Genomic DNA, 13,886 nt, shown 5'->3' with positions numbered 1-13,886 from the left:
TCACCAGACCTCCTCAAGAACCCGGATGATGTTGCCGCCGATGACCTTGGCGATCTCGTCGTCGGAGTAACCGTGCGTGACCAACCACCCGACGATGTTGCTGAAGCACTCCGCCGGGTTCTCCATGCCGCTCACGTGCGGGACCCGGGGGTGGTCCACCACTCCGTGGGCCTTCCCGATCGCCAGGTGCTGGGTGAAGCTGTCGTGCAGCCCGACGTGGTCACCGAAGTTGGTGTCCGGGCCGAACGCCACGTGGTCGATGCCGACCAGCTCCACGCAGTACGTGAAGTGGTCCATCACCGACTCGATGGAGTGGTGCGGGTGGTCCGCCGAGAGGGTGGTGTGCGGAGCGGCCTCGATGCCGATCACGCCACCGCGCTCGGCGCAGGCCCGGATCACCTCGTCCGGCTTCATCCGAGGGGTGTTCCAGACCGAGCGGGCACCTGCGTGTGTGATGAACACCGGGACCCGACTGGCCTCGATCACGTCCAGCGAGGTCTGGTCGCCGGAGTGCGAGATGTCGATGGCGATGCCGAGCTTGTTCATCCGGTCCACCGCGCGCCGACCGAAGTGGGTCAGCCCGCCGTCGCGGTCCTCGGAGAGCCCGGATCCGAGCATGTTCGCCTGGCTGTAGGCGATGCCCATCTGGCGGACGCCGAAGCCGTAGAGGATGTCGATCCGGTCCAGCTCGTTCTCGATCATCGTGGCCGCCTCCAGACCCGCCACCAGGGCGATCTGGCCATTGCGCTTGGCCTCGAAGATCTGTTCCAGCGTGGTCGCCACGACCACGTGGTCCTGCTTGGCGACATCGGCGAAGCGCAGGCCGATGTCGTAGATGACGTCGTCCCACTTCCAGGCGTGCTCACTGGTCACGCAGCCGGTGCCGTTCATGAAGTTGTCGAAGACCGCGGTCATCCCGGACCGGGCCAGGCCCTCGAAGCCGAAGGAGTTGCGGCCGGTGCGGTTGTAGTCGCGCAGCTGCGACACGTCGGCCGGCAGGATCTTCGGGTGCTCGTGCAGCGAGATGGCCATGTGCTCGTGAAGCAGCCGGGCGACCCGGCTGCGCTGGTCGTCGCTCAGGCCGAGGTCGTGTTCGGGCACCCGGCCGAGCTGCGGCGCGAGTTCGAAGACCTTGTAGTCGGCCTGCGGCGTCAAGTAGTCGAAGGACCGGTATCCGGCATAGCGGGGGGCGGGTTCCTGCACTCGTCAACTCACCTCGTCGGGTTAGAGGTATGAGGCATGAGGTCTGACCTCGGGCCTCACCGGACGCTAGCCGAGCTAGAACGCATCCGGAATACCTCGTGACCTGACCGTTACCGACATTCCCGCAGGTCAGGACAGTCCTGAGGGCCGCAGTGGTTGACGTGGACCAGTCAGACCGCCGAACATCCGACCCCCCGATCCGCCGTTCGGCGGGCTGGCTGGTCCGCATTTGGCACGCCCGCGACTCAGTGGTCCGACCATTCCGATGGACAAAGGATGCCGGCACCTGGGCGACTCGCAAGGGCGGGCAGGCTGTTCGCGCCGAGTTCGTCGCAGGCCACCCCGGGTCACCAGTTCGACGGTGAGGACGACGACGGCCTCCGCCGCCAGCAGACCGACCAGGACGGTGATCCCGGCGCGACTGGGCCGGCTCCGCCGAGCAGCACACCGACGAAGGCGCCGGGCAGGGTCACCAGGCCGACAGTGCAGGTCTGGCCCAGCGCCGGAATCAACACCTGGTCGGCGGCGGGGCGGCGGCGCGGGACGGTCGGCCGACGGCCAGGGCCGCCGCGCCGGCCGGTGAGCTCGTCGGGACGGCCCCTTGATGTTCCCCGAGGTGGTTGCCGCATCACGACGGCGGCGGTGTGGTCGAGGGCACGCCGGCCGGCCAGTGAGGTGGCGGTCATCGCGCCGCCGATCAGGATTCCGGCGACCGGGATGACCGCGCTCTCCCCAGCAGCAACACCAGGCCGGCCAGGACTGGCAGTCGGAGAACTTGCCGAGACCCCCCGGGCGAATGGAGCGGTTCGCCCGGGTCGACCGTCAGGACGGGGCCTTGACCTGGCCGTCGAAGGCGATGCTGCGCCACAGGTCGAACTGGCGGTCGTTGCCGATCAGGGGGTTGCCGACCAGCGCGACGGCGGCCGTCACCTCCTCGTTGTTGCTGAGCTGACGGAAGTAGCCGGGACCGACCAGGGCGATCCCCCGGTTGGTGGACTGGATCAGCCTCATGTCGTCCTTCCACAGGTCGAGCGGCGGGGTCGGGTTGACGTAGGCCAACGGGTTGATCCGGCGGCCAGCGGGGTCGATCATGTGCCAGTGCAGGTGCGGCCCGGTCGAGGAGCCGGAGCCGGGAGCGCCGGCCGCGCCGCCGGACCTGCCGACGATGGCTCCCGACGCCACTGAGGTCCCGTTCGCCAGCAGGAACTGGGACAGGTGCAGGTACTGGCTGCGGTACCCGTCGGAGTGGTTGATGGTCACGGTGTGACCGCCCGTGCCATTGTTCGGGATGTTCGAGATCGTCCCGGCGCCGCACGCGGGGAGATTCGTGCCGACCGACATCGCGAAGTCGACTCCCCCGGCGGAACCACGGTCGATGTGCTCCTGCCACCCGTCGGTGATCGGGTAGCCGCTGAACGGGTTGTAGATCACCGGTGCCGCCAGCGCGGGCGCCGGCTGGAACAGACCGCCGAGCACCACACCACCCGCCACCACCGCCGTTCCCCGCAGCAGCTCCCTGCGGCCCACGGCCGACAACCCGCCGTCGCCGCGGTGAGACTGCGGTTCGTTCGCCATGACTGCCATCCCTCCTGGCCCGGGGTGGGACGCGTGTCCATCGAGGACCTCGGTGGGAGGTCGTCCCGGACCGACACTATATCCACAGATGCAGATGTACTCAGCCCCCCGACCGGTCCTGCGGGGACGGCAGCCCGCCGGCCAGAGGCGCGCGACCCGGCGTAGCCGCGCCGGCCGAGCGCTGTGCCGACGGCACCGGAGGCAGCCGGCACCGCCGACAACCCACCAGCGGAAACACGGGCGAAAGTGGGTACTGCGGACAACGCAAACAACTGTCGACATTCCGACACCCGCCCCCCTGAGCGCTGCGGTGATCCAGTTCCACCGTCCAGGCCACCAATAGGCGTCTGACCTGCGCATATGGTTGATTCATGTGGTTTGGGACCACAGTCAGGCCGCGCGACATGGCCCGCGGCACGGAGGGTGATGCGAGCAGCGCACCCGGCGGGCCGGCGGAGCGTTTCCCGGCGTCATGTCCCGACACCGCGGCGGCAGCGTCGTCGCGCGGCGCCACGTTCGAAGATCATCGGTTGTCCGTGCGTCGACGGGGCCGCACCTGGGGAAGGGAGTGTGCAATGGGGAGCTTGCGGGATCGGACGAGCAACCGGGTGTACGAGTTCGCGGTCCTCGCCACCACGCCCGTGTGTGGCCTCCTGATGGCCATTGGTGGCATCCGGCCGCATTCGCTGGAGGTGGCGATGCCCGACCCGGTCAGGGTCCTGTGGGAGTTCGGCCTGATCGTGGTCGGCGCCGCGGGCCTGCTCGGCATGTTCTGGCCGGGGCAGCTCAGCACCGGGCTCGGCATCGAGCTCTCCGCGGTGCTGGCGCTGGGCGCGATCGCCGCGATGTACGTGATCGCCGTCCTGGTGGTCGCCGGAGACCAGGCGGTGGTGGCCGCGTCGTTCGTCGGGGCGGTGGCGCTCGGATCGTGGCTGCGTTCAGCCGAGATCGTGGGATCACTGCGCTGGCTGATCCGGATGCACCATCCGCAGTCTGATCCGTGCTCGAAGGTGCAGACATGATCGCCGCATCGAACCCGGACACCCCGTTCTGGGCGCAGTTGATGATCTCCATGCTCGGGATGCTCGGGGGTGCCGGCGGGCTTGCCGTGCTGGCCACGGTGACCGTGCAGCGGCGAAAGCTGAAGGCCGAGACGGCCGGAGCGCTGACCGATGCGGCGCTGGCCCTGGTGCAGCCGCTGCGGGCGCGGGTCGCCGAACTGGAGGCCGAGGCGCTGACCGTCCGGGACCAGCTGACCGCATCCCAGCGTGAACTGCAGGAGCTGCGGAGCACGGTGTGGGACCTGACCAGGACGCTGGAAAGGTGGCGGGAAGTGATCATGGCACCGGGCGCGACCATCCGCCGGGTGCAGTCAGTCGTGGCGGAGGATCGCCGTGCGCCCGGCCAAGTCCCCCGCCGCCTGCCGTGAGCCGGCTTGCGGGGCGGCGTTCGGCGGCCGACGCGGGGCAGGGCACCTCTCCCGGCGTCGTTGCCGGCGCCAACCCGAGCCGGGTCAGGCCCGACCGGCCGGCTCGGCGGGCGCGGTGACAGCGCTGTCCCCCGGTCCGCCGTCGGACTGCCCGGCCGGCACCGCGTCGGCCGCAGGCGCGGGGGCCACCGTCCGCAGCCGGCGGACGTCCCGGCTGGCCAGCATGCCGACGACGGAAAGCACCACCAGCGCCGCGAGGATCAGCAGCGTCTCGCGGGTGCCGATCGCCCCGGCGACCGGCCCCACCACCACCTGACCCAGTGGAATGGCGACCCAGGACCCCAACATGTCGTACGAGTAGACCCGGGCCAGCCGCTCGGCGGGAATGTGCTGCGCGATCGAGGTCTCCCAGGCCACCGCGAACTGCTCGACGGCGATCCCGACCGCCACCCCGGCCACCACCAGCACGACGACGGTCGGCGCCAGGGCCAGCCCCAACAGCAGGAACGACTCGGCGAACATGCAGGCCACCCCGAGCAGCAACAGCCGGCGCACCCGGATCCGCAGGGCGATCAGCCCACCCACGACCATCCCGACGGTCTCCGCCGCCAACACCACACCCCAGGCGCCGCGCCCGATCGTCTCGTCGGCGACGGCCGGGCCGAGCACGTTGACCCCGCCGGCCAGCGCCGCGTTGAGGACCATGAAGCCGAGCACCACCACCCAGACCCAGGTCCGCGCGGTGAACTCGCTCCAGCCCTCCCGCAGGTCGGCCAGGATGCCCGTGCCGGTGCTCGCCGACCGAGGGGCGGCCACCCGGACACCGGCGAAGGCGACCGCCGCGAGGGCGAAGGTGAGCGCGTCGACGGCGAGGCCCCAGCCGGGCCCGACAGCGGCGACCAGCAGGCCACCGAGGGCCGCCCCGCCGATCATGCCGGCGTTCATGCCGAGCCGGATGAGCGCATTCGCCGGCTGGATCAGCTCCGGCGGCACGGTCTGCGGCGTCGCGGCGGCCGACGCCGGCTGAGCCAGTGCGCTCACGACGCCGTTGGCCGCGCCGAGCGCCAGCAGCAACGGGATCGTCGCCGTGCCGGTCAGCACCAGGGCGGCCACCACCGCCTGGGTGAGCCCACCGAGCACATTGGAGCCGACCAGCACCAGCCGGCGCGGAATCCGGTCGGCCAGCACCCCGCCGAAGAGCACGAACAGCACGTTCATCAGCGACCTTGCGCCGACCACCAGGCCCAGGTCACGAACCGAACCAGTCAGATCGAGCACGGCGAAGGCCAGCGCGACGGGAGCGATCGCGTTGCCCAGCATGTTGACCAGCCGACCGGCAGCCAGGTGACGGAACGCGGCGTACCGCAGCGGAGCGAACATCAGCCCTCCATGTGGAAGGGCGATGATAACGCCGATGTGGCGCACGCTCGGGGCACGTGGAGCCGTGCGGCCGGGCCGGCGCCGCGGCTGCCTCGACGGATCGAGGCGCGGCGCCGGCCCGGCCGACTCGGGCTCAGCGCGTTACGGCCTGCTCAAGCTCACCGATGCCGCCGAAGCGGACACCGACGTCGGCCGTCCCGGCTGCCGGCGGAAGACCGCCCGGGCCGGCGGTCCCGATCCGGCCGTCCCTGCGCCGCTGCCACTGGTCGACGACGAGGTTCAGCACGAGGCCGATCGCCCCCCAGATCGCGATGACCAGGAGGTTCCTGCCGACTCCGTCGCCGCCGAAGTAGCTCAGCGATCGGGCCGTGTCGACCGCGGCCGGCAGCGGCAGGATGTCCTGCAGGGCACGGAACAACTCGGGCACCATGTACACCGAGAGTCCACCACCGGAGGCGGGCACACCCGCCAGCATCATCACCACCATCACCGGGACGATCGCGGCGAGGCCGAAGGTTCGGGTGAACACCCCGGTCACCAGGGACACGGCGAAGATGGTGGCGGCGCCGAAGCCGATCATCTCCCAGGCGTGCCCGCCGACCGCGCCGATGATGACGTCGAAGAGCAGCCACAGCCACACGGCCATCCCGATCGACCAGCCGCCGAGCAGAGGCAGGAACTGGCGCAGCCGCTTCAGCTCCGGCGCCCCACCGCGCAGCACGGCCAGCATCAGGAACCCGGCCATGATCCACGACATGCCCACATACAGGCTGTTGCTGCCCATGGTGTCGGTGTCGGTCAGCGGCGCCACGTCGGTCAGCTTCAACGGGGCCTGCTGCTGGGCGGCGACCTGCTGGAACATCGCCTTCGCCGCGCTCTGCTGGCTGACCCCGGCGCCCGAGGAGGTGTAGAGCGTCGCCTCGCCGCCGGGCTCCTGCGGCAGCACGTAGGCGGCCACGATGTCCTGGTCGAGAATGCGGTCGGTGGCCTCGGTCACCGATGCGGCGACCTGGACGTCGAGCATTCCGCCCAGTTTCGACTCCAGGCCGGCGGCCACCTGCTCGGCCTGCTCGGTCACGGCGCCGACCACGACGACCGGAAGGTCGCGGACCTGCGGCTTGTGCATGGAGAAGCTCATCAGCCCCACCACCATCACCAGGATGGAGAGCGGGAACGCCGCTACCGTCACGTAACGGAACCTCTTGGACCTCGGCGTGCCGCCGGCGAGCGCCGGCAGCGGCGCGTCGGGGTGGCTGACCGCCGGGGCGCCGGGGATCGCGGATCCGCCCGTGCGCTCCTTGAGCAGACACAACAGCAGCGCGGCGACGAGCCAGGCGGCCAGCGTCAGCAGGTACGCCCCGGCCCCACGGCCGTCGAAGTAGAGCAGCGTGCGGAGCGTTTCGCCCGCCGCCGGGAGCGGGAGCACCCGGTGCAGGAACGAAAAGAATCCGGGCATCACGTCGACCGACAGCGCCAGGTTCGACGACGGCATGCCGAGCACGACGTAGAGCAGCATGCCGATGATGACCCCGAGCGGCCCCATCAGCTTGGTGAAGAACAGCTGGGCGAGGCCGACGGCCCCGGTCGCCAGCATTCCGACGCCGAGAAACTGGAGGTAGTGGCCGTCGACGGCGCCCACGATCGGCCCGAGGATCAACCAGATGATGGTGCTGGTGAGCGCCGACCAGCCGGCCAACAGCGGCAGGAACCGACGCAGCGACAGCAGGTGGGGAACCGCCATCAGCAGCCCGCTCAGCGGCACGTACCCGGCGAGCATCATGCCCATGGCGGCGAACAGGACCGCGGTGCCCGACCCGTCGCCTTCCGGCAGGGGAACGACGTCCTCGGCCGCCGTCGTCCAGTTCTGCCCCACGGCGACCGGGGCGAGCAACTGCTGGACGGTGGTGCCCTGGGAGGCTCCGGCCGCCATCGCGGTGTAGATCGTCGCCCGGTCCGATCCCTCGGCGGGAACCTGCAGCGCGCCCGCGATCTCGCGGTCCTTCAGCAGTTCCACCGCGTCGCTGCCCGACGGGACCAGCCGCGCGTCCACGGCCTGTCCCGGTGCGGAGTTCAGCGCGTTGACGATCGCCTCCGCCCCGGTTCCCGTTCCCACGACGGCCACCGGCATCTCCCGCGGGTGCGGTGAGTGCATGGTGCCCATGTAGGTGGCGAACATCATCGTGACCATGATGAACGGCATGGCGAAGAGGGCGATGTAACGGGCGATCCGGGTCTTGCGGTCCTCCTCCGCCGGTGCGTTTCCGGGGGCGGTGGTGGACGAGGGGTCCGGCGGGGACTCCATAGGCGTGACTCCTGGGGGGTTGTCGGACGAGCACCGAAGGGACGAGGGCCGTCGCGGATTCGCCACACGTACCGACCCACCGATCAAATGTAAGTCACGTGGCTTACAAAGTCGCGGTCGGGTACCTTGATGTCCGTCACAACCCGCCCCGACGTGCGAGGAGGTGCCCCCCGTGGCCCGCTCAGAGGCAGCGCGGACCGCGCTGCTCGACGCGGCGGAACACCTGTTCGCCGAGGCGGGCATCGCGCAGGTCTCCGACCGCAAGGTGGCCGAGGCTGCCGGCAACACCAACCACTCGGCCGTGCACTACTACTTCAGCGGTCGCGAGGGCCTGCTCCGGGCGCTGATCACCCGACACGTGGTCGAACTGGAGGAGCCACGTCGGGCGATGTTCGACCGCTCCGACTCGGTTCTCGACGACGTACGGAGCCTCGTGGTGCCGTTCATGGACGCCATGGCCCGACTGCCACGGCCGAGCTGGCGGGCCCGCTTCCTCAGCCAGGCCATCCACGACCCGGTGACCGCCATGTTGATGCGGGAGAGCGCGGAGTCCGCCCCGACCGCGACGCTCATCGCCCGTTCGGTGGTGTCCCGCCTCGGCCACCTGCACCCGGGGGTGGTGGCCGGGCGGGCGAGCCTGATCACCCGGATCGTCGCCACCGCCTGCGCCGAGGTCGAGGCACGCGCCGAGCGGGACGGGCAGGACCCGCGCTGGCACTCGGTGGGCGACTTCCTGTCCGACGCCATCGCCGGGATGCTGCTCGCCCCGATCAGCCAGCCGGGGAGCGCGAATCCGTTGACCGAGGCGCCTGCACCGTCGGTGCCGTAAGGGCACGACCGTGCCACGGGCACCCGCACCGCGACCCTGGTCGACGGCCCACCCGTCGCCGCGACCACCACGGCGGCACCACCGTGGTGGTCGACGTTCCCGCCACCGACGGCGGCACCCTCAGCATCGTCGCCGGCAGCGGGGCCACCGGGCGGACCAGGTGGCCCGCCACGGCGGGGTCAGCCGGCCGGACGTGGCGGGAGCCCGAGCCGCTGACACGCCTCCTGGTACATCCGCACCACCTCCTGCCGGATCTGGACCCGTTCGGTCAGCCGGTAGGCGAACGGGACACGCACCGGAACCTCGATGTCGTGCACGGTGACGGCGAACTCCATCCCGTCGACGTCCAGCCCGGTGACCCGGGCCCGGGTGGCATCCGGCTGCCCGCCGAGCGCCCGACAGATGAGCAGCGAGTCCGCGGCGTGGTCGTCGTTCATGTGCCGGCTGACGGCGGCGACCACCTCCGGGGCGAACGAGGCGCTCACGCCGCCGCCTCCGCGCCGTCGCCCGGCACGAGCCGGGACAGGCCGGCGAGGACCTCGGTGTTGTGCCGGTACGCCACGAGCACCTCCGCCAGCAGGGCGGCCCGCCCCGCCTCGTCGAGCGGGAGGGCGTCCAGCCTGGCCCGGTAGGCGTCCTTGTACGCCCTGGGGTCGGGGATCCGGTCGAACCGGTAGAACGCCGCGCCGGCCTCCCCCGTCAGGCCGTGGTTCCGGGCGAGCGACCGACCGATGTGCAGCCCGCCGGAGAGGTCGCCGAGGTAGCGGGTGTAGTGGTGGGCGATGAACCGTTCCGGTGAACCGGCGCAGACCTCGCCGATGCGCTCGGCGTAGGAGACGGTCGCCCGGTCCGGGTCGACCCCTCCGCGCCAGTCGGGCCCGAGCAGGAACTCCAGGTCCGCGGCGAGGGCGGGCAGCCGGGTCAGCGCGTCGTCGACGAACGGGCCGGCGAGCGGGTCGTGGCGCATCGCCTCGGCGGCGTGCTCCAGCGCCTCGTAGATCACGTGGTGCTGGACCACCATCGCGGTGTAGCCGGCCCGGTCCAGGTCGCCGGCCACCAGGGCGGTGACGTACCGCTGGGACTCGGCGGCCTGGTGGGCCTCCCGGCCGGTGGCACGAAGTTGCGCCGAGAACGGGATGCTGGTCATAGTCATCTCTCCTCCAGGGTGACGGGGGGTCGGGCCGGTGGCCGGCGTCGGGGGACGATCAGCGGCAGTCGGGTACGCGGGTGCGGCACGACCTCGATGTCGTGCCGGTAGACCTCGCTGAGCAGCGGGGCGGTGAACACCTCGGTCGGCGGGCCCACGGCCCGCACCCGGCCGTCGGCGAGCAGGGTAACGGTGTCCGCGTACGCGCCGGCCAGGGCCAGGTCGTGCAGCACGGCCACCACGGCGTCACCGGCTCGCGCCCGGTCGCGGGCGATCCGCATGACCAACTCCTGGTGGCGCAGGTCGAGGGCGGCGGTCGGTTCGTCGAGCAGCAGCACAACGGCCTGCTGCGCCAGCGTCCGGGCCAGCGCGACGCGCGCCTGCTCGCCGCCGGACAGCGACGGGTACGGCCGGGCGGCGAACCCGGCCACGTCGCACCGCCGCAGGGCTTCGGCGACGATCTCGTCGTCCCGCCGTTGTTCGGGCCTGCCCGCCCAGGGCGCCCGTCCCATCCGCACCACCTCGTCGACCGTGAACGGAAAGCTCAGCGTGCTGCGCTGGGGTAGCACGGCCCGGCGCATCGCCAGCTCCACCGGGGACCAGCCGGCCAGCGGCAACCTGTCGATCTCGATGGTGCCCGCTGCGGCGGGCAGATCGCCACTGACGGCGGACAGCAGAGTGGACTTGCCCGCGCCGTTCGGCCCGACCAGGGCGTGCACCTCGCCGGCTCGGACCCGCAGGTCGACCCCGTCGAGCACCGGCCGCCCGGCGCGCGCCACCCGCAGGCCGGCGACACTGACGCGGGTGGCGCCGTCCGGCACCGGAACCGGCACGCGGGGCGCCGACCAGCGGCGCGGCCGTCCGCGCGCCGCCCCGCCTGCCAGCGGGCTCATCCCCAGCCTCCGGACCGGCCACGGGTGCGGCGCAACAGCCAGAAGAACGCCGGCCCGCCGACGACCGCGGTGAGCACCCCGAGCGGGAGTTCCTGGTGGTCGACCAGGGTGCGGGCGGCAAGGTCGGCCGCGATCACCACGATCGCCCCGCCGAGCGCGCTGGCCGGCAGCAGCACCCGGTGTCCCGGGCCGGCGACCATGCGGACCAGGTGCGGCACCACCAGGCCGATGAAGCTGATGATGCCGGTGAAGGCCACGGCCGCCGCGCCGAGCAGCGCGGTCACCACGATCATCCGGATCCGCAGCCGCTCGACGTCGACCCCGAGGTGCCGGGCGGCGGACTCGCCGAGGGCGAGCAGGTCGAGCCTGCGGGCGTCGGCGCACGCGACGCCGAGCCCGACCACCAGGCAGGGTGTGGCCAGTGCGACCGCCGACCAGTTCGCCGGGGCGAGGCTGCCCAGGTTCCAGAAGGCGATGGCCTGCACCCCGGCCTCGTCGCCGACGAACATGAGCAGGCCGATCACCGCGCCGGCCACCGCGTTGACCGCCACGCCGGTCAGCACCAGGGTCACCACCTCGGTGCGGCCGCCGGAGCGGGCCAGCAGGTAGACGGCGTACGTGGTGGCCAGCCCGCCGGCGAAGGCGGCGGCGGGCACCGTCCAGCCGCCCAGGGCGGTGACGCCGGTGACGATGGCCAGGGCCGCCCCGACCGCCGCGCCGGCGGACACCCCGATCACGCCGGGTTCGGCCAGCGGGTTTCCGAACACGCCCTGCATGACGGCGCCCGCGCAGCCGAGCGCGGCGCCGACCACGGCGGCCAGCACCACCCGGGGAAAGCGGACGATCCACAGCGCGTTTTCGCCCTGGGGGTTGGCCGGCGGCGTGCCGATGTCCAGGCCGAGCCGGTGCAGGACGGAGCCGAGCACCTCGGCCGGGGAGACCTGGACCTGCCCCCGGCCCGCCGCGACGAGGACGACCAGCAGCAGGGCGACACCGAGCCCGGCGAGGAGCGTCGGCCCGCGCCCGCCCCGGCGGCCGGCGGTGGGTCCCGCCGGGCGTCGGACGGTGGTGTCGACGCCGGTCACGACGGCTTCCCGCAGGAGTACACGGCCGAGGCCAGGGCCTGCACGGCCGGCCCGGACCGGGTGCCGAAGGTGAGCAGGACGCCGTCGTCCATGTCGACGATCCGGCGGGCCGCGCCGGCCGGGGTCTGCGCGACCCCGGGGAGCTTCAGCAGGCCCTCGACGCCACCGACGGAGGCGAGGCCGGCGCTCATCACCAGGATCACGTCCGGTGCCGCGTTGATCAGGCCCTCGCTGGTCAGCGGACGGAACTTGGTCAGGCCGGCGGCGCTGCCGGCGTCCACCCCGCCGATCGCCTCGATCATCGCGTCCGAGCCGGCCCCCCGGCCGCCGATCAGGTAGACACCGGCGGTGCCGCGCAGGTAGAGGAAGGCGATCCGGGGGGCGCTCCCCTGCGGCGCGGCGCGGCGGGCGGCGGCGATCTCGCCCTCGACACGGGCCACGAGCTGTTCGCCGGCCGCCGCGACGCCGAGGGTCGCCGCCACCGCGCGGATCTGCCCCGGTACGGCGGCGAGGGTCTGCTCGGCCTCGACCATGACGACGGGGATGCCGGAGGCGCGGAGCTGGCGCAGCGCCTCCGGCGGCCCGATGGTGTCGTCGGCGAGCAGCACGCTCGGATTGAGGGCGAGCACCGCCTCGGCGGACAGGTCGTGCCCGGCCGGGGTCACCACCGGCAGGTGCGCGGCGGACGGGAAGGTGGTCGAGGTGTCGCGCCCGATGACGTTGCCGCCGAGGCCGAGGGCGAACACGGTCTCGGCGATCGACCCGGAGAGGTTCACCGGCAGGATCCGGCCGGCGTCGGTGACGGTGACGGCGACGCCGTCGGCGGAGGTGACGGTGGCCGGGAGGGTGGGCGTCGGCGCGGGCCGCAGCGCGGTGACGTCGGTGCTGTCGATGGCGGCGGTGACCGGCCCGCAGGCGGCCGGGTCCGCCGGGGCGGCGTTGGTGCTGGGCGTGGAGCAGGCGGCGACGGCCCCGACGAGCAGCGCCAGCACGGCGGGCAGGCAGGGGCGGCGGGCGGCTGTCGGGGCGGCCCGGCGCCGCCCGGCGGTGGCGGTCACCGGGCGGCTTTCCGGCGGCGCCACCGGCGCAGGACCAGCAACGCCGTGGCCGCCACCACGAGGAGCAGCAGCACGGGGACCCACCCCCGGCCGACACCCGAGGCGGCGCTGACCCGGCTGACCACCAGCTCGGTCGCGCCGGCCCCGGCCCCAGGGGCGCCGTCGGCGGCGGGGGTTCCGGCCACCGGGGCACCGGCGGGGGTGGCGGGACCGGTCCGACCGGCCGCGGTGGCCGGCGGGGCGGTGGGAGCACCGGTGGCGCCCGACGCGGTCCGGCCCGGGGCTGCGGCGCCGGTCGGCGCCGGGCGCGGGGTGGCCGGTTTGGAGGCGGCGGCACGGGCGAAGGTCACCGGCACCCGGACGTCCTGGGACCGGTCGGCGGCGCGGGTGTGGTCGGCGCGGGTGATGACCGCGCACCGGCGGGTGGCGCAGTCGACTGTGCCGATGGTGGGGGTGACCCGGAGGGTGGCCCGGAACGTTCCGCCCGCGCCGTAGGGCACGGCCAGCCCTTCACCGTAGGAGGGCGGGTTCGACGAGATCCAGTGGGACGCCCCGAGCTCGCCGGTGGTGTCGGCGCCCCCGCCGCACGGGCTGGGCACCGCGCCGGTTCCGTTGTCCACACAGAACGCCACGTAGATGCCCTTGGTGACGTCGTACCCCCGGCCGGAGACGGTGACGGTCGCGCCCGAGCTGCCCAGCCCGGTGCTCGGGGTGACGGTGAGCGTCTGACCGCCCGCGCCGCGGCCGGTGCCCGCCTGCGCGGGAGCCGGAGCGGCGACGACACCCAGAGTGATCAGGGCGGTGGCCAGGATGGCGTGGCGCCGTGCTCGCATCGGACTCCTCACGCGACAGGAGACGGCATCAACCGCCGACCCAGACTTAGGTTTGCCTAACCTAAGTCAGGAACCCGCTGCTCACAAGGGGTTGTTCGGTTTCGGATCTTGACTCGATCGCGGATGGCGACAGAAATTAGGTTTGCCTAACC

Annotated in this window: 14 protein-coding genes; 3 read left to right on the top strand and 11 right to left on the bottom strand. The window is 72.5% G+C overall.

Annotated features, from left to right (window positions below; genetic code table 11):
- The 3 genes from ACQPZO_RS12935 to ACQPZO_RS12925 all read right to left on the bottom strand — a co-directional run bounded on the left by ACQPZO_RS12935 (position 1) and on the right by ACQPZO_RS12925 (position 2,778).
- Positions 1 to 1,203, bottom strand: coding sequence for a dipeptidase (locus tag ACQPZO_RS12935; protein WP_433350048.1), 1,203 nt, complete (start codon positions 1,201 to 1,203; stop codon positions 1 to 3).
- A 347-nt stretch (positions 1,204 to 1,550) separates the two neighbouring features.
- Complete coding sequence (locus ACQPZO_RS12930; RefSeq protein WP_433350046.1) at positions 1,551 to 1,889, bottom strand: ABC transporter permease; 339 nt, start codon at positions 1,887 to 1,889, stop codon at positions 1,551 to 1,553.
- A 136-nt stretch (positions 1,890 to 2,025) separates the two neighbouring features.
- The gene (locus ACQPZO_RS12925; RefSeq protein ID WP_433350044.1) at positions 2,026 to 2,778 is read right to left on the bottom strand and encodes a M23 family metallopeptidase; all 753 of its coding nucleotides are present in this window, start codon (positions 2,776 to 2,778) and stop codon (positions 2,026 to 2,028) included.
- A gap of 575 nt (positions 2,779 to 3,353) precedes the next feature.
- Here ACQPZO_RS12925 and ACQPZO_RS12920 point away from each other — a divergent pair.
- Together ACQPZO_RS12920 and ACQPZO_RS12915 are read left to right on the top strand one after the other, a co-directional pair.
- Positions 3,354 to 3,800, top strand: coding sequence for a hypothetical protein (locus ACQPZO_RS12920; protein ID WP_405109923.1), 447 nt, complete (start codon positions 3,354 to 3,356; stop codon positions 3,798 to 3,800).
- The gene (locus tag ACQPZO_RS12915) at positions 3,797 to 4,207 is read left to right on the top strand and encodes a hypothetical protein (protein WP_433350042.1); all 411 of its coding nucleotides are present in this window, start codon (positions 3,797 to 3,799) and stop codon (positions 4,205 to 4,207) included. Before ACQPZO_RS12920 ends, ACQPZO_RS12915 begins: the two co-directional genes overlap by 4 nt.
- Before the next feature lie 84 nt (positions 4,208 to 4,291).
- On the opposite strand, the gene ACQPZO_RS12910 is transcribed toward ACQPZO_RS12915, so the two are convergent.
- On the bottom strand, positions 4,292 to 5,587 hold the full coding sequence (locus ACQPZO_RS12910) for an MFS transporter (protein WP_433350040.1): 1,296 nt from the start codon (positions 5,585 to 5,587) through the stop codon (positions 4,292 to 4,294).
- A gap of 133 nt (positions 5,588 to 5,720) precedes the next feature.
- The gene (locus tag ACQPZO_RS12905; protein ID WP_433350038.1) at positions 5,721 to 7,889 is read right to left on the bottom strand and encodes an ABC transporter permease; all 2,169 of its coding nucleotides are present in this window, start codon (positions 7,887 to 7,889) and stop codon (positions 5,721 to 5,723) included.
- A 172-nt stretch (positions 7,890 to 8,061) separates the two neighbouring features.
- On the opposite strand from ACQPZO_RS12905, the gene ACQPZO_RS12900 reads away from it, so the two are divergent.
- Complete coding sequence (locus ACQPZO_RS12900; protein WP_433350036.1) at positions 8,062 to 8,718, top strand: TetR/AcrR family transcriptional regulator; 657 nt, start codon at positions 8,062 to 8,064, stop codon at positions 8,716 to 8,718.
- A 179-nt stretch (positions 8,719 to 8,897) separates the two neighbouring features.
- Here ACQPZO_RS12900 and ACQPZO_RS12895 read toward each other — a convergent pair whose 3' ends face one another.
- Genes ACQPZO_RS12895 through ACQPZO_RS12870 form a run of 6 tightly spaced genes read right to left on the bottom strand, consistent with a single transcriptional unit; the run spans position 8,898 to position 13,734 of the window.
- Positions 8,898 to 9,203, bottom strand: coding sequence for a DUF2470 domain-containing protein (locus tag ACQPZO_RS12895; protein ID WP_433350034.1), 306 nt, complete (start codon positions 9,201 to 9,203; stop codon positions 8,898 to 8,900).
- Positions 9,200 to 9,865 (bottom strand): heme oxygenase (biliverdin-producing), encoded by a 666-nt coding sequence (locus ACQPZO_RS12890; RefSeq protein WP_433350032.1) that lies wholly within the window; start codon positions 9,863 to 9,865, stop codon positions 9,200 to 9,202. Before ACQPZO_RS12890 ends, ACQPZO_RS12895 begins: the two co-directional genes overlap by 4 nt.
- Positions 9,866 to 9,867: 2 nt before the next feature.
- Positions 9,868 to 10,758 (bottom strand): heme ABC transporter ATP-binding protein, encoded by an 891-nt coding sequence (locus tag ACQPZO_RS12885; protein WP_433350030.1) that lies wholly within the window; start codon positions 10,756 to 10,758, stop codon positions 9,868 to 9,870.
- The gene (locus ACQPZO_RS12880; RefSeq protein ID WP_433350028.1) at positions 10,755 to 11,843 is read right to left on the bottom strand and encodes a FecCD family ABC transporter permease; all 1,089 of its coding nucleotides are present in this window, start codon (positions 11,841 to 11,843) and stop codon (positions 10,755 to 10,757) included. The genes ACQPZO_RS12885 and ACQPZO_RS12880 overlap by 4 nt, the downstream gene beginning before the upstream one ends.
- On the bottom strand, positions 11,840 to 12,901 hold the full coding sequence (locus ACQPZO_RS12875) for an ABC transporter substrate-binding protein (protein WP_433350026.1): 1,062 nt from the start codon (positions 12,899 to 12,901) through the stop codon (positions 11,840 to 11,842). The genes ACQPZO_RS12880 and ACQPZO_RS12875 overlap by 4 nt, the downstream gene beginning before the upstream one ends.
- Entirely contained in the window at positions 12,898 to 13,734 is an 837-nt protein-coding gene (locus ACQPZO_RS12870; protein ID WP_433350025.1) for a hypothetical protein, read from the bottom strand. The genes ACQPZO_RS12875 and ACQPZO_RS12870 overlap by 4 nt, the downstream gene beginning before the upstream one ends.
- Positions 13,735 to 13,886: the final 152 nt, after the last annotated feature.

Origin of the sequence: Micromonospora sp. CA-111912, assembly GCF_050948415.1 — a bacterium.
Classification (GTDB): Bacteria; Actinomycetota; Actinomycetes; order Mycobacteriales; family Micromonosporaceae; genus Micromonospora.
This window is presented reverse-complemented; position numbering and strand designations above follow the sequence as displayed.

What these genes read in the sequence shown, in the direction of transcription:
- ACQPZO_RS12890 (WP_433350032.1), bottom strand. Translation starts at nt 9,865, where the DNA reads ATGACCAGCATCCCGTTCTCGGCGCAACTTCGTGCCACCGGCCGGGAG.
- ACQPZO_RS12925 (WP_433350044.1), bottom strand. Translation starts at nt 2,778, where the DNA reads ATGGCGAACGAACCGCAGTCTCACCGCGGCGACGGCGGGTTGTCGGCC.
- ACQPZO_RS12870 (WP_433350025.1), bottom strand. Translation starts at nt 13,734, where the DNA reads ATGCGAGCACGGCGCCACGCCATCCTGGCCACCGCCCTGATCACTCTG.
- ACQPZO_RS12910 (WP_433350040.1), bottom strand. Translation starts at nt 5,587, where the DNA reads ATGTTCGCTCCGCTGCGGTACGCCGCGTTCCGTCACCTGGCTGCCGGT.
- ACQPZO_RS12930 (WP_433350046.1), bottom strand. Translation starts at nt 1,889, where the DNA reads ATGACCGCCACCTCACTGGCCGGCCGGCGTGCCCTCGACCACACCGCC.
- ACQPZO_RS12915 (WP_433350042.1), top strand. Translation starts at nt 3,797, where the DNA reads ATGATCGCCGCATCGAACCCGGACACCCCGTTCTGGGCGCAGTTGATG.
- ACQPZO_RS12885 (WP_433350030.1), bottom strand. Translation starts at nt 10,758, where the DNA reads ATGAGCCCGCTGGCAGGCGGGGCGGCGCGCGGACGGCCGCGCCGCTGG.
- ACQPZO_RS12920 (WP_405109923.1), top strand. Translation starts at nt 3,354, where the DNA reads ATGGGGAGCTTGCGGGATCGGACGAGCAACCGGGTGTACGAGTTCGCG.
- ACQPZO_RS12905 (WP_433350038.1), bottom strand. Translation starts at nt 7,889, where the DNA reads ATGGAGTCCCCGCCGGACCCCTCGTCCACCACCGCCCCCGGAAACGCA.